The following is a 21,536-nucleotide window of genomic DNA, read 5'->3' on the forward strand; positions in this document are numbered from 1 at the left end:
ACGCGCAGTTCGGTTGAAGAAGGCCCGTTCGCTTCCCCGCGGACGGGCCTTCGCCTTGTCGGAACACCGGTTGCCGCTTGCGCCTGACGCAGGCCGCTCTAGCATCCCTGCGGGAGGCGTCCGCAGATGACGTCCACGATGCGGGGAGGCGTTGAATGACGGAAGTGGCTGAGCACCGGGACGGACCGGGCCTGAAAACAGTTGTCGGCGCCTCGGCGGCAGGCACGGCCTTCGAGTGGTACGACTTCTTCGTCTTCGGATCGCTGGCGACCGTGATCGCCAAACACTTCTTCGCCGACGCCGGGGAGACCGTCAGCTATATTCTGGCGTTGTTGACTTTTGGTCTGGGCTTCGTGGTCCGTCCGCTGGGCGCGCTGGTGTTCGGCTGGTTCGGCGACAGGACCGGACGCAAGACCACTTTCCTTGTGACCATCACCATGATGGGGCTGGCGACCGTGGCCATCGGCTTGCTGCCGGACTTCAACGCCATTGGTCTGGCCGCGCCAATCCTGTTGCTGATCATGCGAATGCTGCAGGGCTTCGCGCTGGGCGGTGAGTATGGGGGGGCGGCGATCTATGTGGCCGAGCACTCCCCGCCGAGGAAGCGCGGCCTGCTGACCGGCTGGATTCAGACGACGGCGGCCACGGGATTGATCGGTGCGCTGGCGGTCATCCTGATCACCCGCGCCATTCTCGGGAGCGAGGCATTCGACGAATGGGGCTGGCGCATTCCCTTCCTGCTGTCGGCCCTGCTTCTGGCGGTGTCGCTGTGGATCCGGCTGAAGCTGAACGAGAGCCCCGCCTATCAGCGCATGGAGGCCGAAGCCGGTGAGAACCGCGCCCCCTATCGCGAGGCCTTCCTGACGTGGAAGAACGGCCGCTTCGTCCTGATCGCCCTGTTCGGCATCATGATCGCCCAGGGGGCGGTCTGGTATTGTGGGTATTTTTATACCCGGTTTTTCATGGAGAAGGTGCTCAAGGTCGATACGAACACCGTGGACCAACTGGTTCTGATGGTCACCGTGGCCTCGGCCTTCCTCTACATCTTCTTCGGCTGGCTATCGGATCGGCTGGGACGCAAGCCGGTCATGCTGTTCGGCATGATTCTGGCCCTGATCGCCTTCTTCCCCGGCTTCCACGCCCTGACCCGCGCCGCCAATCCGGCGCTGGCCGAGGCGCAGGCCGTCAGCCCGGTGACCGTCATCGCCGACCCGGCGGATTGCAGCCTGCTGTTCGATCCCATCGGCAAGGCGGTGTTCACAAGCTCCTGCGACATCGCCAGAATCGCCCTGTCCAACGCGGGCATCCCCTACGAGACGACGAAGGCCGTCGCCGGATCGGCGACCGCGATCCGGGTGGGCGGGGTGGATGTCGCCTCGGTTGACGGCGGCGGTCTGGACGCGGCCGCGCTTAAGGCCGCCCGGACGGATGTCGAAACCCGCGCCCGCGCCGCCCTCACCGCCGCCGGCTATCCGCAGAAGGCGGATCCGGCACGGATCAACATGCCGCTGACCTTCGGCATCCTGATGATCTTCATGGTGGCGGCCTGCGCCCTGTACGGTCCGCAGGCCGCGGCTCTGGTCGAGTTGTTCCCGACGCGGGTGCGCTACACCGCGATGAGCCTGCCCTACAACATCGGCACCGGCTGGGTCGGCGGGCTGTTGCCGGCGGCCAGCTTCGCTCTGGTGGCGGCGTCCGGGAATATCTATTTCGGACTCTGGTACTCGGTCGCCTTCACGGTCGTGGCCGTCATCGTCAGCCTGATCTGGCTGCCGGAGACCAAGGGCCGCGACCTGGACACGATCGGCGACTGACGCGTTCCTGACGTTCCTCCCCAGAACCGGACGAAGACCATGACGATTTCTCCCCGCGACGCCGGACTGAAGCTCCTGCGCGAGCATGCCTTGATCGCGGGGGAGGTCGTGACCGGCGCCGCCCGGATCGCGGTCGATGACCCCGCCACCGGGGAGATCATCGGCCATATCCCCGACCTCGGCGTCGCCGAGACACAGAAGGCCATCGCGGCGGCGGTCAAGGCCTTTCCCGACTGGTCGCGATCCGACCCGCACAAACGCGCCGCCTTCCTGCGAGAATGGGCGCGGCTGATCGATGAGAACACCGAGGGACTGGGAGCCCTGATGGCGCTGGAGAACGGCAAGCCGTTCGAGGAGGCCAAGGGCGAGGTCGCCTACGCCAACGGCTTCATCAAATGGTTCGCGGGACAAGCCGAGCGCCTGATTGGCGAGACGCAGGACAGCCCGCTGGGCCACGTTATCCTGACCTTCCGCGAAGCGGTCGGGCCATGCGCCCTGATCACGCCCTGGAATTTCCCGGCGGCCATGCTGACCCGCAAGCTGGGGCCGGCCTTCGCGGCGGGCTGCACGGCCGTGGTCAAGCCGGCCAGCCAGACGCCGTTCACGGCTCTCGCGCTGGCGGAGTTGGCTTATCAGGCAGGCCTGCCCAAGGGCGCGCTGAGCGTCATCACCGGGGATGCGGCGACAATCGGCGGCGCGCTGACCGCCTCACCGGATATCCGGAAGCTGAGCTTTACCGGGTCCACTCCCGTGGGCCGCAAGCTGGCCGAGCAGTCCGCTCCGACCCTGAAGCGGGTGTCGATGGAATTGGGCGGCGCGGCCCCCCTGATCGTCTTCGCCGACGCTGACCTCGATCTGGCGGTGGCAGAGACCATCAAGGGCAAGTTCCGCAACTCGGGCCAGACCTGCGTTTGCCCGAACCGGGTGTATGTCGAGGCGTCGGTTGCGGACGAATACGCGACGAAGCTGGCCGCCGAGGTGGCGAAGATTCCGGTCGGCGCAGCCTTCGAGCCCGGCGTGAAGGTCGGCCCGCTGATCGAGGACAAGGCGCTCGACAAGGTCGAGGATCACCTGAAGAGGGTGCGGGCGGCGGGTGGCAAGGTGCTGACCGGCGGCGCCCGCCATGAACGCGGCGGGCGTTTCTTCCAGCCCACGGTGACCTTGGGCGGGGACGACACCCTGTTCCGCGAGGAAGAGACCTTCGGGCCTCTGATTCCGGTCTTCCCGTTTGAGACCGAAGACGAGGTGCTGACCAAGGCCAACGACAGCGAGTTCGGCTTGGCCTCCTATCTGTTCACCCGCGATCTGGACCGCGCCTTCCGTATCGGTCGCCGGATCGAGGCGGGGATGTGCGGTGTGAACACCGGTCTGATCTCAACCGCTGTGGCGCCGTTCGGCGGCGTTAAATCCTCCGGCTACGGCAAGGAGGGTTCGATCCACGGGATCGACGAATACGTGGACATCAAAGCCGTGACGCTGGCGCTGAAGTAGGCGTCATACCGGCAACGCCCCGCGCTTGACCACCGTGCGCATGGCGACGCTGGACGAGACGCGGGTGACGCCGGGGATGCGGGTCAGTTCGCGGGAGTGGATGCGTTCGAGGTCATCGACGTCGCGGACGACGAGGCGCAGCAGGTAGTCGGAACCGCCGGTCATCAGATAGCACTCGACCACCTCAGGCACGGTGGCGATGGCGGTCTCGAAGGCGGTCAGGGAGGCCTCGGCCTGTGAGGACAGGGTGACTGTGACGAAGACGCTGATCGGCAGGCCGACAGCGCGCTCGTTGATAATGGCGGCGTAACGGCTGATGACGCCCTCCGTCTCCAGCGCGCGCAGACGACGCAGGCAGGCGCTTTCAGACAGGTTCACCGCGCGGGCCAGATCGGCGTTGGTCATGCGCCCGTCGCCCTGAAGCGCGCGAAGCATCTTTCGATCCGTCTCGTCCAGGGCGACGGCGGAAATTGTCTTCATTTGGCACCTCGTTCGCAGATTCTGCGACTGTACGCCGTTCATTCAGCGAAAAGAACAGGAACCTGCGCGGAAAGCGCCGCTAGATTGCGTGCCAGGCGCGACCGGCACAGGGCGGCGCGTTCACCGGTTCAGGCGAGGAAATCCCATGCGCGTTGGCGTCCCCAAGGAAATCAAGAAGAACGAGCACCGCATCGGCCTTACGCCGACCGCCGTGCGCGAATATGTGGCCCACGGCCACGCGGTCTCGATCGAAAAGGGCGCCGGTCTGGGCGCCGGCTTCACCGACGCCGACTACGTCAAGGCGGGCGCGAAGATCGTCGACACCGCCGCTGAAATCTTCGCCGCCAACGACATGATCGTTAAGGTGAAGGAGCCGCAGAAGGTCGAGTGGGAGATGCTCCGCGAAGACCAGATCCTGTTCACCTACCTGCACCTGGCGCCCGATCCCGAGCAGACCAAGGGCCTGATCGCGTCGAAATGCGCCGCCGTGGCTTATGAGACCGTGACCGACGCCCGTGGCGGCCTGCCGCTGCTGGCCCCGATGTCGGAAGTCGCCGGCCGGATCGCCGTCTTCTCCGCCGCCGAAACCCTGCTGAAGCACAACGGCGGCATGGGCCTGCTGTTCTGCGGCGTGCCGGGCGTGGCTCCCGCCCGCGTGCTGGTGCTGGGCGGCGGCGTCGTCGGCCTGAACGCAGCCCGCATGGCCATGGGTCTCGGCGCCGAAGTGGTGGTTATGGAACGCTCTATCCCGCGCATGGCCTACATCGACGAGGTCACCAACGGCCGCGTCATCACCCGCTACTCCTCGATCGGCGCGATCGAGGAAGAACTGGTCAAGGCCGACGTCGTTATCGGCGCCGTGCTGGTGCCGGGCGCCGAGGCGCCGACACTGGTCAGCAAGGCTCAGCTGAAGTCGATGAAGCCGGGCTCGGTCCTGATCGACGTCGCCATCGACCAGGGCGGTTGCTTCGAAACCAGCCACGCCACGACCCACGAAGACCCGACCTATGTCATCGACGGCGTCGTCCACTACTGCGTCGCCAACATGCCCGGCGCCGCCCCGCGCACTTCGTCCGAAGCCCTGAACAACGCCACCCTTCCCTTTGGCCTGGCGCTGGCCAACAAGGGTCTGGACGCGCTGAAGGACAATGCGCACCTCGCGCGCGGCCTGAACGTTCTGAAGGGCGAGCTGACCTATCCCGCGGTCGCCGAGGCGCTGAACATGCCGTGGAGCGACCCCTACGGCGTCTGGGCGAAGTAAGGCTTCGACCTCGGTGGAAAAGACAGGGCGGAATCGGAAGCGGTCCCGCTCTTTTCACATCCGGCTAAACGATCAGCGACACCAGCCCGCCGCCGAGATCGGTTCCCGCCTGCTGGATCGCGCGATCAAGATCGACGGCGGCGTCATCCAGTTCGCGCGCCTCATGGGATGAGAGCGAGTCGTCTTCCCCTGCCCCGGCCTGTTCCGTCGCCCGGCGGATCATCCCTTTCAGCTCGGCGGCCATGCGGCGGACGTCGGCCATGAACTCGCTGTCGGCGCGCTTTTCGCCATTCCGGCGAGACATCTCGGCGGCCTGTGACTTCTGCTCGTCGATGGCGTGCTGATAGGGGTTGGCCGACTTCGCCTCCCCACCTGCCGTCGCCTCCCCCCCGGACCCGGCGTCGCCAGACACGCCGGCCTCAGCGGATTGAGCCTGAGCCTGCCCAGCCTGCGCCTGCGCTCCCGCGTCTGCCGAAGCCGCCGCCGCCGCATCGCCCGAAGCGATGGGCGCCGCGCCCGTCGCGCTCATGCCCGCCGTGTTTCCGCCCGCCGAAGCATAGGCCTTCACCGCCGCGCCGAGTTCACGCGCCAGCTGGGCCGCCAGACGGGCGATGCCTTCCGGATCCATGCCCGCCATGGAGCGGAGCATCTGCAACCGGGCCTTCAACCGCTCGATGGTCTGGCGAGCGGCGGCCTTGCGGGATTCCGAAGCCTCATCAGAGCGCGTTTTCAGCGCCTCCGACGCCGCCTTCGCCTTGCGCAGCGTCTCGTCAGACGCCGCCTTCAGCCGATCCGCGCGCGTGTCAGCCGACACCTGCAGCGGCTTCATCAGATTCATCAGGGTGTCGGACGAAATCTTCACGACCCGGGAGGGTGAGGTGAGCCGCGGAATCCGGCAAGAGCGCGCGGAACCGGACCTTTCCGGCGTCGGCCTGTAAATCGCCGCTCTCTTGGGGTATATGCCCGGCGCTCAAACAGCGAGCGACCGCGTCGCGAGCGGCAGCGTCCCAAGAAGTCCCGCGATGAAGTTTCTCGACCAGGCCAAGATCTATATCCGCAGCGGCAACGGCGGCGGCGGAGCTGTCTCGTTCCGGCGCGAGAAATTCATCCCCAACGGCGGGCCGGACGGTGGTGACGGCGGTCATGGCGGGAACGTCTGGATCACGGCCGTCGATGGCCTGAACACCCTGATCGACTATCGCTATCAGCAACATTTCAAGGCCCAGACCGGCCATCACGGCCAAGGCCGCCAGATGCATGGCGGCAAGGGCGAGGACATCGTCCTGCGCGTTCCCGTCGGCACCCAGGTGCTGGACGAGGACAAGGAGACCGTCCTGCTGGATATGGATCGCGCCGGCATGACCGAGATGCTGCTGAAGGGCGGTAACGGCGGCTGGGGCAACACCCGGTTCAAGGGCCCGCAGAATCAGGCCCCCACCTACGCCAATCCCGGTCAGGAAGGTCAGGAGCGCTGGATCTGGCTGCGCCTGAAGCTGATCGCCGACATCGGCCTGGCGGGCCTGCCGAACGCGGGCAAGTCGACCTTCCTGTCGGCGGCCTCGGCGGCCAAGCCGAAGATCGCCGACTATCCTTTCACGACCTTGGCGCCCAATCTCGGCATGGTGGACCTGAGCCCGACCGAACGGTTCGTCATCGCCGACATTCCCGGGCTGATCGAAGGCGCATCGGAAGGCGCGGGCCTCGGCACGCGATTCCTAGGGCACGTCGAACGCTCCGCCTCGCTGATCCATCTGATCGACGGAACGCAGGAGGATGTGGTCGAGGCGTGGCGCATCATTCGCGGCGAACTGGACGCCTATGGCGAGGGGCTGGCGGACAAGACCGAGCTGCTGGCGTTGAACAAGATCGACGCCTTGTCGGAAGAAGAACGCGAAGAGAAGGCCGCCGCCCTGAAGGAAGCCTCGGGCAAGACGCCTTATCTGGTGTCGGGCGTGTCGGGCGAGGGTGTGAAGGAACTGCTTCGGGCCGCCTGGAACGAGGTCCGCAAGACGCGGGGCGAACTGACGCGCGTGGATGAGGAAGACGAAGGCGTCATCGAAACGCCCGGCGGCTGGCAGCCTTAATCTTGCCGCGAAACGCGGCTGCCCTTCCCGCCGAACGTGAGGGCTTCCGATGTTTCGCTTCGCCATAGTTGCTGTCGCAGCGCATGTGATGGCCTTCCAGGCCGCGCCGGCGGAACGGCCCCGGCTAACCCCGCAACTGGAGGCCTTGGCTGGAGACGCGTCCGCGGCGCGGACTTTTGACTACATGACGCTCAAGGCCGAAGCCGCGGACCTCGCGAGTTTGTCCGCTGCGGTCTACATGCGGACCATGCCGGTCGCTGGCGGCGCCCGGCGTTGCCTGACCGAGGCCGAGGCTGAGGTCCACATGGGCCTCGCCGCGGCCATGGTCGCCCCGGATGCCGTCACCTTCGAAAACGACCGCGCAGCCGCCTCCGAAGCTTGGGGAAAATGGAGCCTGTTCATTAAGGGCCTGGCCAGCGGCCAGATCGCGACCGATCCGCCATTCTCTTATATTTCGACCCGCTATGCCGAAGCCGAAGCAGCGGCCGATCCGCGCGTGCGCGAGCTACTGGCGCGCAGCGGCAAGGACCAGCTCGTCCGGAGAGGCTTTGAGGGCGGCGTACAAGTCTGGGGAGAGCTTTCGCCCGGCGCCAAGGGGCGGATCGACACCCTTCTGAACCGGCAGATGTGCGAGACTGACGGCGACAACACCGCGTGGCTGAAGGCGGATCTTGAAGCGAACGGCTGGTACCGGATTTCTGCCTTCGGAGACCTGCCGAGCCGGGCGGCGTGGGTCATGATCCAGCATGCGGACCGTGACCCCGCATTTCAGCAACAGATGCTGGCGCTGCTGCAGCCGCTTGCGCTCGAGAAAGAGGTCGAACCGTGGGATGTCGCCCTGCTGTATGATCGTGTCGCGATCAACGCCGGTCGCCCCCAGCGCTACGGCAGCCAGGGGCGCTGCGTTGCCCGTAATGTCTGGGGCCCTCAACCGTTGGAGGACGAGGCGCGCGTGGACGAGTACCGCGCTTCGGTAGAGCTCCCGCCCCTCGCCGAATACGCCGCGCACATGCACCGCTATTGCGTCGACTTCACGGGTTAAAGAAGCCACGGGTGGCCCGATGACCCGACGTCCCGGGCTGCAGTGATGCTTGTCCGCGAGGCCTCGCCCCGCACAGCTGGCCCGGACGATCCGAATGGGGCCGGGGTCGCGATGCCTTCAAGCGCCCTCCGCATTCATCAGACGCGACACGGACGATCCGGCGTGTTAGGGCGCGGGTGAGCATAAGTCGCGCGAGCCCGCCTTGACCTTCTTCCACGCCGGTCCCGCGCCGCAAAAAACCGGTCCTCGCCCGGGAGCGCTGCGCGACGGTCTGGACCTGACGCCCGGTATGGCCGTCGGCCTGTTCGGCGGTTCGTTCAATCCCGCCCACGACGGGCACGCCCACGTCGCCGAGACCGCCCTGCGTCGTCTGGGGCTGGATCGGGTGGTCTGGCTGGTCTCGCCGCAAAACCCTTTAAAAGACGCGCGTGACAGCGCGCCTCTGGCCGACCGGATGACCTCCGCCGCCGAGGCCGCGAAACTGGCGGCCAGCGGACCGTCGATGATCATTTCGGATGTCGAGACCCGCATGGGCACCCAGTGGACCGTCGATACCCTGCGCGCGCTGGTCGCGCGGCATCCGGGCGTGCGGTTCGTGTGGTTGATGGGATCGGACAATCTGGCGAGCTTCCACAAATGGCGCGGCTGGACCGACATCATGCGCCTGATGCCCATGGCGGTGATCTCCCGGCCGGGTTCCCTGCTGGACAGCCGGACCGCCCCCGCCGCATCTCGTTTCGCGGGCGCGCGGGTCGCTGCGGAGAAGGCCCGCCTCCTGCCTGATCTGGAGGCTCCGGCCTGGACCTATCTGACGGCGCCGCTCAATCCGCGGTCGTCCACGGCCCTGCGCGCGGCGGCGCAAGGCCGGGGCGGGTGACGCCCGGCGGGGTTTGTGCTAGACTGCCGCTTTAGTAACCACCCCCGGAGCCCTCCGCTGACCCCCTCTACCGCGTATGACGCGCACGACGACGCCGTTTCCAACACGGCGCACGAGATGGACGAGATCGAACCCGTCCACTCCGAAGATGGTCACGAGACGCCCCTTCCCGTCGGCCTGACCGAGCTCGAGAACGCCATTGTGGCCAAGCTTGACGAGGACAAGGCGCAGGACATCGTGCTGATCGACCTGCGCGGTAAAAGTCCCATGTCGGACGCGATGATCGTGGCCTCGGGCCGTTCGCACCGCCACGTCGGCGCGCTGGCGGACCATCTGCAGCGCCTGATGAAGGAAATGGGTCTGGGCCGGGTCAAGGTCTCGGGCCTGCCGCACTGCGACTGGGTTCTGCTGGATGCAGGCGACGTGATCGTCCACCTGTTCCGCCCCGAGGTGCGTACCTTCTACAACATCGAGAAGATCTGGTCGGTCGACAGCGGCCACCGCACCGACAGCCGCGTCTGATCGGTCGAATACTTCATGAAGCTGGGCGTCATCGCGATCGGCAAGCCGGGGCGCGGCCCTGAAGCCATGCTGGCGGATGACTACGCCCAGCGCGCGACCCTGGCGGGGCGGGCGCTGGGGCTTGGCCCGCTGGAGCTGATCGACCTTGAGCCCCGCAAGCCCGGCAAGGCGCCGGAGGCTGAACTGATCCTCAAGGCCGCCGAGGGCGCATGCCTGATCGCCTGTGACGAGCGGGGCAAGACCTACTCCAGCCGCGCCTTCGCCGATCATATCGCCATGCTGCGAGACCGTGGCGAACGACGGCTGGTCTTCGCCATCGGCGGGGCGGACGGGCTGGACGCCAGCGTGCGCGCGGCCGCGAGTTCGACCCTTGCGTTCGGCCCCCAGACCTGGCCGCACGCATTAGCGCGGGCCATGCTGGCGGAACAGCTGTATCGGGCCGTGACCATTCTGGCCGGCTCGCCCTATCATCGGGACTAGGCGAAATCGGCCCGGATGCTTCGCATCCGGGCTCAGATTTCGCTCAAGTTTAATCCGGACCATTTTTTGGATTCGGATTGGGATTCAATCCGAAGCAAAAATGATCTGATGCGTCCCGTCCTTCCTATCCTGCTGGCGAGCCTGATCGCCCTGCCCGTCGCCGCCGCGGCCCCGCAGGAGCAGGGCGAGGTCGCGCGCCTGCAGACTGAGTATCGGGATGAATTGGCGCGGGCGCGCCGCCTGCGGGCCGAGGCCGATGAAGCGGCGGCCGAGATCGCCGGGCTGGAGCGCGAACTGTCACGCCTGACCGCCGCCGTGAACGCCGACGATCAATTGATCAGCGCCCAGCGGACGCGGTTGCGTGAACTGGGTCAGCGGGAGGCCGCTCTGGTGGCGAAGCTGTCGGCGGCGCGCGGACGACAGGCCCGGCTGCTGTCGGCGCTTCAGATGATGAGCCGCAAGCCGCCGCCCCCTCTGCTGGTCCCGGCGGACGAAGCCGTCGACGCCGTTCGCGCCTCCATCCTGATGCGCGCCATCGCGCCGGAACTGCGGGCGCGGACACAGGCTCTGATGGACGAACAGTCGGAACTGACCCGGGTCCGACGGCTGGCCGCGCTGAACAGCGAGCAACTGTTCACGACCGAGAGCCAGCGCGGCGACCGCCGGGCCGAGATTGAGACGCTGAGCGCACGCAAGGCCGCGCTGCGGGCTGTACTGCGTGCGGAAGCGACCCAGGCCGAACGCTCAGGTCGGGCGCTGGAAGCCCGACTGAACACCCTCGGAGCCACCGTTCCGACCATCGACGCGGACGCGCCCGCGACGGTGGCGCGCTTGCCCGCGGGTCGAAACCGTCTGACCGCGCCCGTCGATGGCGCGCCCTCGATCAGGTTCGGCCCGGGCGCGGCAGGATGGCGCTGGCGAGCGGACAGACAGGAGGCGCGCGCTCCGGCTGCGGGTCGGGTGGTCTTCGCGGGACCGCTGTCAGGATGGGGCGAGGTGGTTATCGTCGATCTGGGCCCCGGCTGGCGCGCGGTGATCGCAGGCATGGAGGAGCTTTCGGTCACGACCGGCGCCCGCGTCGCGGACGGGCAGGCCCTGGGCCGAACCGGCGCCGACGGCGAGGTCTGGTTCCAGTTGCGTCGCGACGAACGCGCCATCGACCCGGCGCCCTGGCTGGATTGAGCGCGCCTTCTCCGCGAATCCGCTTTCCAACCGACGATGACGCTGATTTTATCCACCGTGCCCGGACAGGCCACGATTTGGTCGCGCGCCGGTATGTTACTGCCGCCCACAAGGTCGCCTCCCCGGCCCGCTGAAGAAGAAGACGAATGCGTAAGCTGCTGATGATCGGCGCCGCCGCCGCCACCGTGATCGGCCTGGGGGCCGCCACCGCCGCAGGGCAGACGCCGCGCAACGAGGCCTTCCGCATGATCGGCCTCTTCGGCGACGTGCTGGGCATCGTTGAGCAGGCCTATGTGGTGCCGGTCGATGACAAGAAGCTGATCGAAGCCGCCCTTCAGGGGATGATGGGCGCGCTGGACCCGCATTCCAACTACCTGCCGCCGGACGGCTATGGCGAACTGCGGGAGCGTACCGAGGGCCAGTACTCCGGCGTCGGCCTGACCATTTCGTCGGAAGGCGGGCTGGTGAAGATCATTTCGCCGATGGACGGCGGCCCGGCGGCGCGCGCGGGCGTTAACGCCGGCGACGTCATCTCGGCCATCGACGGCCAGAGCGCTTCGGGCCTGACGGTGAGCCAGGTGTCCGACAAGCTGCGCGGCGCGGTCGGCACTTCGGTCAAGGTCACCTTCCTGCGCGACGGCGAGGAGCCCCGCGAGGTCACCCTGACCCGGGAGATCATCCGCATCGATTCCGTCACCGGACGGGTCGAGGGCGAGTTCGGCTATCTGCGTATCTCGACGTTCAACGAGAACACCGGCCGCGAACTGACCGACACCATCAACCGCCTGAAGCGCGAGAACCCGGCCATCAAGGGCTATGTTCTGGACCTGCGGAATAACGGCGGCGGCCTGCTGGACGCGGCCATCGCGGTGTCCGACGCCTTCCTGGAGCGCGGTGAGATCGTCAGCCAACGTGGTCGCAAGCCGGATCAGATCCAGCGCTACGCCGCGCGCCCGGGCGACCTGACGGGCGGCCTGCCGCTGGTGGTGCTGATCAACTATGGGTCGGCTTCGGCGTCGGAGATCGTGGCGGGGGCCCTGAAGGACCACCAGCGCGCTACCGTTGTCGGCCTGACCAGCTTCGGCAAGGGTTCGGTGCAGACGGTCATCCCGCTGCGCAACGGCGCGGACGGCGCCCTGTCGATCACCACGGCGCGCTACTTCACGCCGTCGGGCGCCTCCATCCAGAAGATAGGCATCGAGCCCGATCTGGAAGTCGCCCGCTCGGAAGCCGAGGCCCGGATCGTGTCGCGGTCCAGTTTCATCTACTCCGAAGCCGCCTACGCCACGGCGCTGGACGCCTCCATCGGCGCCGAGCGCAAGGGCGCCCACGTGCCGCACGAGGCGCCGGGCGAGTCCTACGACAAGGACAAGGACTACCAGCTGGAGCGCGCCTTCGACGTGCTGCGCGCCGGTGGCGTCCTGACCCGACTGGCGGCGGCTCCGGAAGGGATCGTCATCTCGGCCCCCGGCACGGTTCTGGCCGACAACGGATCAACGGAAACCCCGGCGCAATAACAGCTTGCATGGCTAACGCGCCGTTAGGATTTCTTAACCGGCGCCCGGCAATGTGAGCCTCGAAGGGGTCCGCGTGGGCCCCACCCTCGAGCGCGCTCATTGTCCATGTTCGCCAAGCGTCAGTCCGCCCTCGCCGCCACCGCCGGAGCCCCGCCGGTGAAGGTCCCCCTGCGTGATCGCCTCGCACCGGTCGGCCGCATTCTGAAGAAGCCGCCGATCGCCGTGGCCGGCGCCGGCCTGCTGCTGATGGGCGCCGCGGCCCTGTTCATCACTGTGTTGGGCGATCCTCGCGCAGGCGCGCCGTCAGCCCGCGCCACCCTGCACCGCCAACCTGAAGCGCCCGCCGCCGCACCCTCGGGCATGGAAGCCTTCTCCATGGGGGCCTATCAGGACCTGACCGGCGACGGAACGCTGGACCCGGCCCTGATGGGTCAGGCCGTGATCACCCTGCCGGACGGCGCCACGGTTTCGGGCGACGGCGCCCCTGTGACGGCTCCGCGCATCCCGGCCCAGCCCCTGACACCGGCCCCCATCGCCGCCCTGCATCAGCCGGGCCCGGACGGTCAGCTGCCGCGCATCGCGCCGGATGGCCGCGTTCCCGCCCAAGCCTACGCCCGCCCCTTCCGCTCGAACGGCAAACCCCGCGTGTCGGTGATCGTCGGCGGTCTGGGCCTGAACGCCGTGACCACCCGCGCCGCCATCGAACGCCTGCCCCCGGAAGTGACCCTGAGCTTCGTCCCCTACGCCGAAGGGCTGCAGGGCTGGATCGACGCCGCCCGCGCTCAGGGGCACGAGGTCATGATCGAGATGCCGATGGAGCCCACCGGCTACCCGGCCAATGATCCCGGCCCCTACACCCTGCTGTCGTCGGCGGACGACGCGGAGATCACCGCCCGGATGAACTGGCTGCTGAGCCGGGCCACCGGCTATTTCGCGGTGACCAACTATCTGGGCGACCGCTTCGCCACCTCGGATCAGGGCATGAACACCTTCCTTGGCCTGCTGCGGTCGCGCGGTATCGCCTTCATCGATGACGGCTCCATGAGCCGTAAGCCGGGCGCCTGGGCCCGCGCCAGCGCCAATCGTGTCATCGACGAGGAACAATCCCCCGCCGCCATCGTCGGCCAGTTGAACGCGCTGGAAGCCCTCGCCAAGGCGCGTGGCTCAGCCATGGGCTCGGGCTTCAGCTATCCGGTCACGGTCGAGGCGGTGGCCCGCTGGACCGCCGGTCTGGATGCTCGCGGCCTGCAACTGGCCCCCGCCAGCGCGATGGCGTCACGGCCGGGGCGTTGAGGCGCAGGAATTCGGGCTTAGGAATTAGGAATTAGCGGCGCAGACGGGCGACCTGATACCGTCCTCCCTAATTCCCAATTCCTAAGCCCCAAGCCCTCCTCCCATGACCGACCTGTCCCAGTACCGTCCCAACGTCGGCGTCGTGCTGTTCCATCCGGACGGGCGCGTCTGGTACGGGCGGCGCGCCGGAACGCCGGGGCCGCATAATTGGCAGTTCCCGCAAGGCGGCGTGGATGAAGGCGAGGATTATCTGACCGCCGCCCGCCGCGAGCTGGCCGAGGAGACGGGCGTCTCTTCCGCCGAGCTGATCGGCGAAATCAGCCAATGGATCGCCTACGACTTCCCCGAAGGCTACGGCGGAACCAAGCAGGCGCGCGGCTGGAAGGGCCAGAAGCAGAAATGGTTCGCCTTCCGCTTCACCGGCGAGGACTCCGAGATCGACCTCGAACAGCACGAGGAGATCGAGTTCGACGCTTGGCGCTGGGGCCGTCTGGACGAGGCCCCTGACCTGATCGTGCCGTTCAAGCGCGAGGCCTATCAAGCGGTGGTGTCGACGTTCAGCGCGCTGCTGATCTGACTGCCGAACGGAAGATCGCTGGCCCCCGGACGTGACGACGGGCCAGGTTGATCAAACGGCCACACATCCCTGCCGGATGATCCGCTTCGTCGACGGTGGATATTTCGCCAACCTGTCCGCCGGACGTATCGGGCGAGGCGTGAAGCCGCCGCCGCAGTTGGGGCAAACATCCTTCAGTACGCCCTCCACGCAGTCAGCGCAGAAGGTGCATTCAAAGGTGCAGATACGGGCGTCCGCGCTCTCGGGCGGCAGGTCGCGGTCACAGCATTCGCAGTTCGGGCGCAGTTCGAGCATCAGGGCCTCCCTGCGGAGACCCTGACACCCGCTCTGGCTCACCGCAACGTCAGTGCGCGCCACCACCCGGGGCCAGACGGAACAGCACCAGTCCCGACACCACCAGAACCGCTGCCAGAATGCGCAGCGGGTTGATCTCCTCGCCCAACAGGACGACGCCGACGATGAAGGCTCCCACCGCACCGATGCCGGTCCACATGACGTAGGCCGTGCCCATGGGCAGGGTCTTCATCGAGAAAGACAGCAGGGCGAAGCTGACGCCCATGAAGCCGAGCGTGGCGACGCTGGGCCACAGGCGGGTGAAGCCGTGGGACTGTTTCATGAAGTAGGCCCAGACGATCTCGAGAACGCCGGCGATGAGAAGTGAAATCCAGGCCATCGGAATACGGCCCTCCTTGCAAAGGGCCGGGCCGTCCCGGACTTGGTCCACACCCGAAGGCGCGGAGCGAGGACGTGGCCTCGTCTTGCAGGGCTATCTAGGGCGCCCTGCCCGGGGGTCAAGGGATGGCATGCACGACCAATCACCGCGCGCCGGCCAAAGAAAACCCCGGCCAGCAAGGCTGACCGGGGCTTTTCATATGCGATACGTCAGCCTCAGGCCGAGGCCACTTCCGCGGCCTGTTCGGCCAGGATGGTGAGGCCGGCAGGGGTCACGTCGGCGAAGCCGCCGTGAACCTCGAACTGACGACGGTTCGAACCGTCGATGATGGTCACCACGCCTTCGCGCAGGGCCGTCATGAAGGGCGCGTGATGGGCCAGGACGCCGAAGTCGCCCTCGACGCCCGGCGCGTCAACCTGGTCCACGAGGCCCGAGAAGACCTCGCGTTCCGGCGAGACGAGGGAGAAGTTCAGCTTGTCGGCCATATCGATCAGGCTTCCGAAGCCATCTTCTCGGCCTTGGCGACGGCCTCCTCGATCGGGCCGACCATGTAGAAGGCGGCTTCCGGGAGGTGGTCGTATTCACCGGCCACGATGCCCTTGAACGAGCGGATGGTGTCTTCCAGCGAGACGAACTTGCCCGGCGAGTTGGTGAACTGCTCGGCGACGAAGAACGGCTGCGACAGGAAGCGCGAGATCTTCCGGGCGCGCGAGACGATCAGCTTGTCCTCTTCCGACAGCTCGTCCATGCCCAGGATGGCGATGATGTCCTTCAGGGCCTTGTACTGCTGCAGCACTTCCTGGACCGAACGGGCGACGCGGTAGTGCTCCTCACCGATGACCAGCGGGTCCATGATCCGCGAGGTCGAGTCCAGCGGGTCCACGGCCGGGAAGATGGCCTGGGCGGCGATGTCACGCGACAGAACGGTCTTGGCGTCCAGGTGGGCGAACGAAGCGGCTGGGGCCGGGTCGGTCAGGTCGTCGGCCGGGACGTAGATGGCTTGGATCGACGTGATCGAGCCCTTCTTGGTCGAGGTGATGCGCTCCTGCAGGTTGCCCATCTCGGTCGCCAGGGTCGGCTGATAGCCCACCGCCGACGGGATACGGCCCAGCAGAGCCGACATTTCCGAACCGGCCTGCGTGAAGCGGAAGATGTTGTCGACGAACAGCAGCACGTCCTTCCCTTCCTCGTCGCGGAAGTACTCGGCCTGGGCCAGGCCGGTCAGGGCGACGCGGGCGCGGGCGCCGGGCGGCTCGTTCATCTGGCCGTAAACGAGGGCGCATTTGGAGCCTTCGGTCGAGCCGTTGTTCTTGGTCGGGTCCACGTTCACGTTGGACTCGATCATCTCGTGATACAGGTCGTTGCCTTCGCGAGTGCGTTCACCCACGCCGGCCAGAACCGAGTAACCGCCGTAAGCCTTGGCGATGTTGTTGATCAGTTCCTGCATGGTCACGGTCTTGCCGACGCCGGCGCCGCCGAACAGGCCGGTCTTGCCGCCCTTGGTGTAGGGGCACATCAGGTCGATGACCTTGATGCCCGTGACCAGGATTTCCGACGAGGTCGACTGCTCTTCGAACGAAGGCGCCTCGCGGTGAATCGGGCGGTACATGTCGGTCTTGATCGGGCCCTGCTCGTCGATCGGCTGGCCGACGACGTTCATGATGCGGCCAAGGGTGCCCGGTCCGACCGGCGCCATGATCGACGTGCCGGTGTCAGTGACCGGCTGACCGCGGGTCAGGCCTTCGGTGGTGTCCATGGCGATGGTGCGGACCATGTTCTCGCCGAGGTGCTGGGCGACTTCCAGAACCAGGGTGAAGGGTTCGCCCGTCTTCTGGTCAGTGTTCTGCGTGTGCAGGGCGTTCAGGATCGCCGGCAGCTGGCCGTCGAACTCAACGTCGACGACGGCGCCGATGACCTGGGCGATGCGACCCGCGCCGGCGGCTGCGACAGCCTTCGGAGCGGCGGGCTTCTTCGCCACAGCCGGCGCCTTCGGGGCGGCGGGCTTCTTGGCGGCGGGTTTCTTCGGGGCGGCGGTGTCGGTCATCGGTTCGTTCCGTTCGGAAGGTCTTGTCTGTGCGGGGTCGGGATCAGAGCGCTTCAGCGCCGGCGATGATCTCGATCAGTTCGGTGGTGATCTGGGCCTGGCGCTTGCGGTTGTACTGCAGGGTCAGGCTGTTGATCAGGTCACCGGCGTTGCGGGTGGCGTTGTCCATGGCGCCCATCTGGGCCCCGAAGAAGCTGGCCTGGTTCTCGTAGAGGGCGGCCAGCACCTGGGTCGTGATGTTGCGCGGCAGGAGCGTCTCGAGGATTTCCTCCTCCGAGGGCTCGTATTCATAGACGGCGCCGTTCAGATCGATCGGGGCGGCGTCGCCGTCCACCACGGCCGGGATCAGCTGGCGCGGGGTCGGAACCTGCGAGATCACCGACTGGAAGCGGCTGTAGAACAGGGTCACGACGTCGGCGTGGCCGGCTTCGAACTCTTCCGCGATCAGGGCGGCGATCGGTTCGGCCGCAGCCATGCCGATGACCTTGTGTTCGCTCAGCTCGAAGGTGCGGATCAGCTTGTCGCCGTACAGGCGGGTCAAGCCGTCACGAACCTTGCGGCCCACGGCGACGATGCGGACATCCTTGCCGTTGGCGATCAGGCTGTTGATCCGCTCACGCGCGGCGCGGATGACGTTCGAGTTGAAGCCGCCCGCCAGACCCTTGTCGCCGGTTGCGACGACGATCAGGTGCTTCTGATCCGCGCCCGTGCCGGCCAGCAACTTGGGCGCACTGTCGCCCGAGACGCCGGCGGCCAGGTTGGCGATGACCGCGGCCATCTTCTTCGCATAGGGACGGGCGCTTTCGGCCTGATCCTGGGCGCGCTTCAGCTTGGCCGCGGCGACCATGTTCAGGGCTTTCGTGATCTTCTGCGTGGACTTCACGCTGTCGATCCGATTGCGCATTTCCTTGAGGCTGGCCATCGGGCGCTACTCTTTCAGCTTCCGGGGGTCAGACTTAGGCGAAGGTCTTGGTGAAGGCTTCCAGAACGCCCTTCAGCTCAGCTTCGAGCTCGGCGGTCAGGTCCTTCTTGGTGCGGATGCCTTCCAGCAGGCCCGGGTTCGACGACTTGATACGGGCCAGAAGTTCCGACTCGTAACGGCCGATGTCCGAGACGGCGATGCCGTCCAGGTAGCCGCGGGTGCCGGCGTAAACCGACACGACCTGCTCTTCCATGGTCAGCGGCGAATACTGCGGCTGCTTCAGCAGCTCGGTCAGGCGGGCGCCGCGGGCCAGCAGCTTCTGGGTCGAGGCGTCCAGGTCCGAGCCGAACTTCGCGAAGGCGGCCATTTCCCGGTACTGGGCCAGTTCGCCCTTGATGGTGCCGGCGACCTTCTTCATCGCCTTGGTCTGGGCCGACGACCCCACGCGCGACACCGAGATACCGACGTTCACGGCCGGACGGATGCCCTGGTAGAACAGGTCCGATTCCAGGAAGATCTGGCCGTCGGTGATCGAGATCACATTGGTCGGGATGTAGGCCGACACGTCGTTGGCCTGGGTTTCAATCAGCGGCAGGGCGGTCATCGAGCCCGAGCCGTAGTCGGCGTTCAGCTTGGCCGAACGTTCCAGCAGGCGCGAGTGCAGATAGAAGACGTCGCCCGGATAGGCTTCACGGCCCGGCGGGCGGCGCAGCAGCAGCGACATCTGGCGGTAGGCCACGGCCTGCTTCGACAGATCGTCATAGACGATGAGGGCGTGCATGCCGTTGTCGCGGAAGAATTCGCCCATGGCGGTGCCGGCGAACGGAGCCAGGAACTGCAGCGGGGCCGGTTCCGACGCGGTCGAGGCGACCACGATGGTGTATTCCAGAGCGCCCGACTCCTCGAGGGTCTTCACGATCTGGGCCACGGTCGAACGCTTTTGACCGATGGCGACGTAGATGCAGTAAAGCTTGGCGGACTCGTCGTCCGTGGCGTTGACCGACTTCTGGTTCAGGATGGTGTCGATGGCGACGGCGGTCTTGCCGACCTGACGGTCACCGATGATCAGTTCGCGCTGACCACGGCCGACGGGGATCAGGGTGTCGATCGCCTTCAGGCCGGTCTGCATCGGCTCGTGCACCGACTTCCGCGGGATGATGCCCGGAGCCTTGACGTCCACGCGGCGGCGTTCGGTGGCGACGATCGGGCCCTTGCCGTCGATCGGCTCGCCCAGCGGGTTCACGACGCGACCCAGCAGACCCTTGCCGACCGGCACGTCCACGATTTCGCCGAGGCGACGGACTTCATCGCCTTCCGCGATGGCGGTGTCCGCGCCGAAGATCACGGCGCCGACGTTGTCGCGCTCGAGGTTCAGGGCCATGCCCTTCACGCCGGCCTTGGGGAACTCCAGCATTTCGCCGGCCTGAACATTGTCCAGACCGTGGATGCGGGCCACGCCGTCGCCGATCGACAGCACCTGACCGACGTCGGAAACGTCGGCTTCAACGCCGAAGTTGGCGATCTGCGACTTGAGGATGGCCGAGATTTCGGCGGCGCGGATGTCCATTTGGATCTCTCTGTCTTCGTCTCTTGGTGCGCGGTGAGGCGCCGTATTGGGTTAGGCGCGCTTCAGCGCAAACTTCATCTGGTCGAGCTTGGTCTTCAGCGAGGCGTCGAAGAGCTTCGAGCCCACCTTGACCTTCAGGCCGCCCAGGATCGCCGGGTCGACACGGGTCGTCAGTTCCGGATCCTTGCCCAGCGAAGCGCGGAGCGTGGTCTGGATGGTCTTGAGTTGCGCGACGGTCAGCGCCTGGGCCGACACGACCTCGGCGGCGACCAGACCGGTCTTCTTCGCGTACAGCGCCTCGAAGGCGGCGATCACGGCGGTCAGATCACGGGCGCGGCCGTTCTGGGCCAACAGGCCGAGGAAATTCGCGGTCACGCCGTTGAACTTCGCCTTGGCGGCGATGGCGACGAGACCCTTGACCTGATCCTCGGCGGCCAGCACCGGCGAGGTCGCCAGGCGGCGCAGGTCAGCGCTCTCAACCCAGGCGGCGCGCAGGGACTTCAGGTCCGCGCGCACGGCGTCCAGCGCGCCCTTTTCGTCTGCCAGGTCGAACAGCGCTTGTGCATAGCGCTCGCCGACTTCCGTCGTTCTGAAATCGTCAGCCACTTATAAGGTCCACGCGAGTTAGCGTTCGGGTCGTGGCCGACAGCGCGCCCGCGCCGACCAAAGGCTTGAAATGCTTTGAGAAAGCACTTTGGGGACGCGTTCACTAACGCGCCCTCCGGCTCAGCCGGGCGCCTGATAGCACCCCTGCCCTTCCGTCGCAACCGGGACAGGCCGCCACATTGGGCCGCATTGCCGCACCCGCAACCGCAACGCTACACAGGCATTTCAGCCCAAACCTCACAGGATGATACGCCCCCGATGTTCGACTTCTCCGTCTTCTTCACCGATCCGACCGTATGGGCGGCGCTCATCACCTTGGTGGTGATGGAGGTGGTGCTGGGCATCGACAACCTCATCTTCATCTCGATCCTGTCGAACAAGCTTCCCCCCGAGCATCGTCAGCGCACCCGCCGGATCGGCATCGGCCTGGCGCTGGTCATGCGCCTTGGCCTGCTGGCCACCATCGGCTGGATCGTGGGCCTGACCGCGCCGGTCTTCGATCTGGGCATCCAGGGCGCCGTCAACAGTCATGGCGAAACCAGCTTCGACACCGCCTTCAGCTGGCGCGACCTGATCCTGATCGCCGGCGGCCTCTTCCTGATCTGGAAGGCCACCAAGGAAATCCACCACGCCACGGACACCACCCCGTCCCATGACCTTCTCGAGAAGGACAAGAAGGACGTCGTCATCAACAACGTCGGCTCCGCGATTTTCCAGATCATCCTGCTGGACCTGGTGTTCTCGATCGACTCGATCCTGACCGCCGTCGGCATGACCGACCACGTCGTCGTCATGATGATCGCCGTCGTCGTCGCCGTCCTGACCATGCTGCTGGCCGCCGACCCGCTGGCCGAGTTCATCGACAAGAACCCGACCGTGGTCATGCTGGCGCTGGGCTTCCTGCTGATGATCGGCGCGGTTCTGATCGCCGATGGTTTCGGCGTGCACGTGCCGAAGGGTTACATCTATGCAGCGATGGCGTTCTCGGCGATGGTCGAGGGCCTGAACATGCTGTCCCGTCGGTCCTCCGCGCGGAAGGCAGCCGCTGAGCAGGCCCATCAGGACAAGCTCAACAAGGCCGAGACGGCCGAACCCGGAGTGTGA

Annotated in this window: 22 protein-coding genes; 13 read left to right on the forward strand and 9 right to left on the reverse strand. The window is 66.6% G+C overall.

Translation table 11 applies throughout. The features are described from left to right. The first annotated feature begins 155 nt into the window (after window positions 1-155). Window positions 156-1,814, forward strand: coding sequence for an MFS transporter (locus ACODRV_RS03945; RefSeq protein ID WP_488907492.1), 1,659 nt, complete (start codon window positions 156-158; stop codon window positions 1,812-1,814). A 39-nt stretch (window positions 1,815-1,853) separates the two neighbouring features. Next, window positions 1,854-3,305, forward strand: coding sequence for an NAD-dependent succinate-semialdehyde dehydrogenase (locus ACODRV_RS03950; RefSeq protein WP_488907493.1), 1,452 nt, complete (start codon window positions 1,854-1,856; stop codon window positions 3,303-3,305). A gap of 3 nt (window positions 3,306-3,308) precedes the next feature. Here ACODRV_RS03950 and ACODRV_RS03955 read toward each other — a convergent pair whose 3' ends face one another. Beyond that, window positions 3,309-3,785, reverse strand: coding sequence for an Lrp/AsnC family transcriptional regulator (locus ACODRV_RS03955; RefSeq protein WP_141628031.1), 477 nt, complete (start codon window positions 3,783-3,785; stop codon window positions 3,309-3,311). 145 nt (window positions 3,786-3,930) lie between these two features. Here ACODRV_RS03955 and ald point away from each other — a divergent pair, with 145 nt between their 5' ends. Next, window positions 3,931-5,046 carry an alanine dehydrogenase gene (gene ald, locus ACODRV_RS03960; RefSeq protein WP_141628032.1) on the forward strand — a complete coding sequence of 372 codons (1,116 nt, stop codon included), beginning with the start codon at window positions 3,931-3,933 and terminating at the stop codon, window positions 5,044-5,046. A gap of 64 nt (window positions 5,047-5,110) precedes the next feature. On the opposite strand, the gene ACODRV_RS03965 is transcribed toward ald, so the two are convergent. Then, window positions 5,111-5,884, reverse strand: coding sequence for a hypothetical protein (locus tag ACODRV_RS03965; RefSeq protein ID WP_488907494.1), 774 nt, complete (start codon window positions 5,882-5,884; stop codon window positions 5,111-5,113). 184 nt (window positions 5,885-6,068) lie between these two features. Here ACODRV_RS03965 and obgE point away from each other — a divergent pair, with 184 nt between their 5' ends. The 9 genes from obgE (at window position 6,069) to ACODRV_RS04010 (ending at window position 14,620) form a co-directional block, all read left to right on the forward strand. Next, entirely contained in the window at window positions 6,069-7,130 is a 1,062-nt protein-coding gene (gene obgE, locus ACODRV_RS03970; RefSeq protein WP_488907495.1) for a GTPase ObgE, read from the forward strand. A gap of 49 nt (window positions 7,131-7,179) precedes the next feature. Then, window positions 7,180-8,172, forward strand: coding sequence for a DUF6624 domain-containing protein (locus ACODRV_RS03975; RefSeq protein ID WP_488907496.1), 993 nt, complete (start codon window positions 7,180-7,182; stop codon window positions 8,170-8,172). Between the two features lie 202 nt (window positions 8,173-8,374). Beyond that, window positions 8,375-9,049, forward strand: coding sequence for a nicotinate-nucleotide adenylyltransferase (locus ACODRV_RS03980; protein WP_488907497.1), 675 nt, complete (start codon window positions 8,375-8,377; stop codon window positions 9,047-9,049). A 117-nt stretch (window positions 9,050-9,166) separates the two neighbouring features. Next, complete coding sequence (gene rsfS / locus ACODRV_RS03985; RefSeq protein WP_488907498.1) at window positions 9,167-9,571, forward strand: ribosome silencing factor; 405 nt, start codon at window positions 9,167-9,169, stop codon at window positions 9,569-9,571. 15 nt (window positions 9,572-9,586) lie between these two features. Beyond that, on the forward strand, window positions 9,587-10,051 hold the full coding sequence (gene rlmH, locus ACODRV_RS03990) for a 23S rRNA (pseudouridine(1915)-N(3))-methyltransferase RlmH (protein ID WP_141628039.1): 465 nt from the start codon (window positions 9,587-9,589) through the stop codon (window positions 10,049-10,051). Between the two features lie 108 nt (window positions 10,052-10,159). Beyond that, window positions 10,160-11,233 carry a murein hydrolase activator EnvC family protein gene (locus ACODRV_RS03995; protein WP_488907499.1) on the forward strand — a complete coding sequence of 358 codons (1,074 nt, stop codon included), beginning with the start codon at window positions 10,160-10,162 and terminating at the stop codon, window positions 11,231-11,233. 146 nt (window positions 11,234-11,379) lie between these two features. Continuing rightward, window positions 11,380-12,750 (forward strand): S41 family peptidase, encoded by a 1,371-nt coding sequence (locus ACODRV_RS04000; RefSeq protein WP_488907500.1) that lies wholly within the window; start codon window positions 11,380-11,382, stop codon window positions 12,748-12,750. Window positions 12,751-12,855: 105 nt separating this feature from the next. Further along, entirely contained in the window at window positions 12,856-14,043 is a 1,188-nt protein-coding gene (locus ACODRV_RS04005; protein ID WP_488907753.1) for a divergent polysaccharide deacetylase family protein, read from the forward strand. A gap of 103 nt (window positions 14,044-14,146) precedes the next feature. Beyond that, window positions 14,147-14,620: an RNA pyrophosphohydrolase gene (locus ACODRV_RS04010; protein ID WP_488907501.1), complete on the forward strand. Its 474-nt coding sequence runs from the start codon at window positions 14,147-14,149 to the stop codon at window positions 14,618-14,620. Between the two features lie 51 nt (window positions 14,621-14,671). Here ACODRV_RS04010 and ACODRV_RS04015 read toward each other — a convergent pair whose 3' ends face one another. The 7 genes from ACODRV_RS04015 to ACODRV_RS04045 all read right to left on the reverse strand — a co-directional run bounded on the left by ACODRV_RS04015 (window position 14,672) and on the right by ACODRV_RS04045 (window position 20,432). Further along, a complete protein-coding gene (locus ACODRV_RS04015) occupies window positions 14,672-14,914 on the reverse strand; it encodes a DUF1272 domain-containing protein (protein WP_488907502.1) in 243 nt (80 codons plus the stop codon). 49 nt (window positions 14,915-14,963) lie between these two features. Continuing rightward, the gene (locus tag ACODRV_RS04020) at window positions 14,964-15,344 is read right to left on the reverse strand and encodes a DMT family transporter (protein WP_304580235.1); all 381 of its coding nucleotides are present in this window, start codon (window positions 15,342-15,344) and stop codon (window positions 14,964-14,966) included. 164 nt (window positions 15,345-15,508) lie between these two features. Beyond that, window positions 15,509-15,778, reverse strand: a complete 270-nt coding sequence (locus ACODRV_RS04025) for an ATP synthase F1 subunit epsilon (protein WP_141628046.1) — start codon at window positions 15,776-15,778, stop codon at window positions 15,509-15,511. Between the two features lie 5 nt (window positions 15,779-15,783). Next, on the reverse strand, window positions 15,784-17,337 hold the full coding sequence (gene atpD, locus ACODRV_RS04030) for a F0F1 ATP synthase subunit beta (RefSeq protein WP_488907503.1): 1,554 nt from the start codon (window positions 17,335-17,337) through the stop codon (window positions 15,784-15,786). A gap of 43 nt (window positions 17,338-17,380) precedes the next feature. Beyond that, window positions 17,381-18,259 (reverse strand): F0F1 ATP synthase subunit gamma, encoded by an 879-nt coding sequence (locus ACODRV_RS04035; RefSeq protein ID WP_488907504.1) that lies wholly within the window; start codon window positions 18,257-18,259, stop codon window positions 17,381-17,383. Between the two features lie 34 nt (window positions 18,260-18,293). Then, complete coding sequence (gene atpA / locus ACODRV_RS04040; RefSeq protein WP_141628049.1) at window positions 18,294-19,826, reverse strand: F0F1 ATP synthase subunit alpha; 1,533 nt, start codon at window positions 19,824-19,826, stop codon at window positions 18,294-18,296. 51 nt (window positions 19,827-19,877) lie between these two features. After that, window positions 19,878-20,432 (reverse strand): F0F1 ATP synthase subunit delta, encoded by a 555-nt coding sequence (locus ACODRV_RS04045; protein WP_141628050.1) that lies wholly within the window; start codon window positions 20,430-20,432, stop codon window positions 19,878-19,880. 258 nt (window positions 20,433-20,690) lie between these two features. On the opposite strand from ACODRV_RS04045, the gene ACODRV_RS04050 reads away from it, so the two are divergent. Beyond that, the gene (locus ACODRV_RS04050; protein WP_141628051.1) at window positions 20,691-21,536 is read left to right on the forward strand and encodes a TerC family protein; all 846 of its coding nucleotides are present in this window, start codon (window positions 20,691-20,693) and stop codon (window positions 21,534-21,536) included.

The sequence above is a fragment of the Brevundimonas sp. FG8 genome (assembly GCF_057808845.1).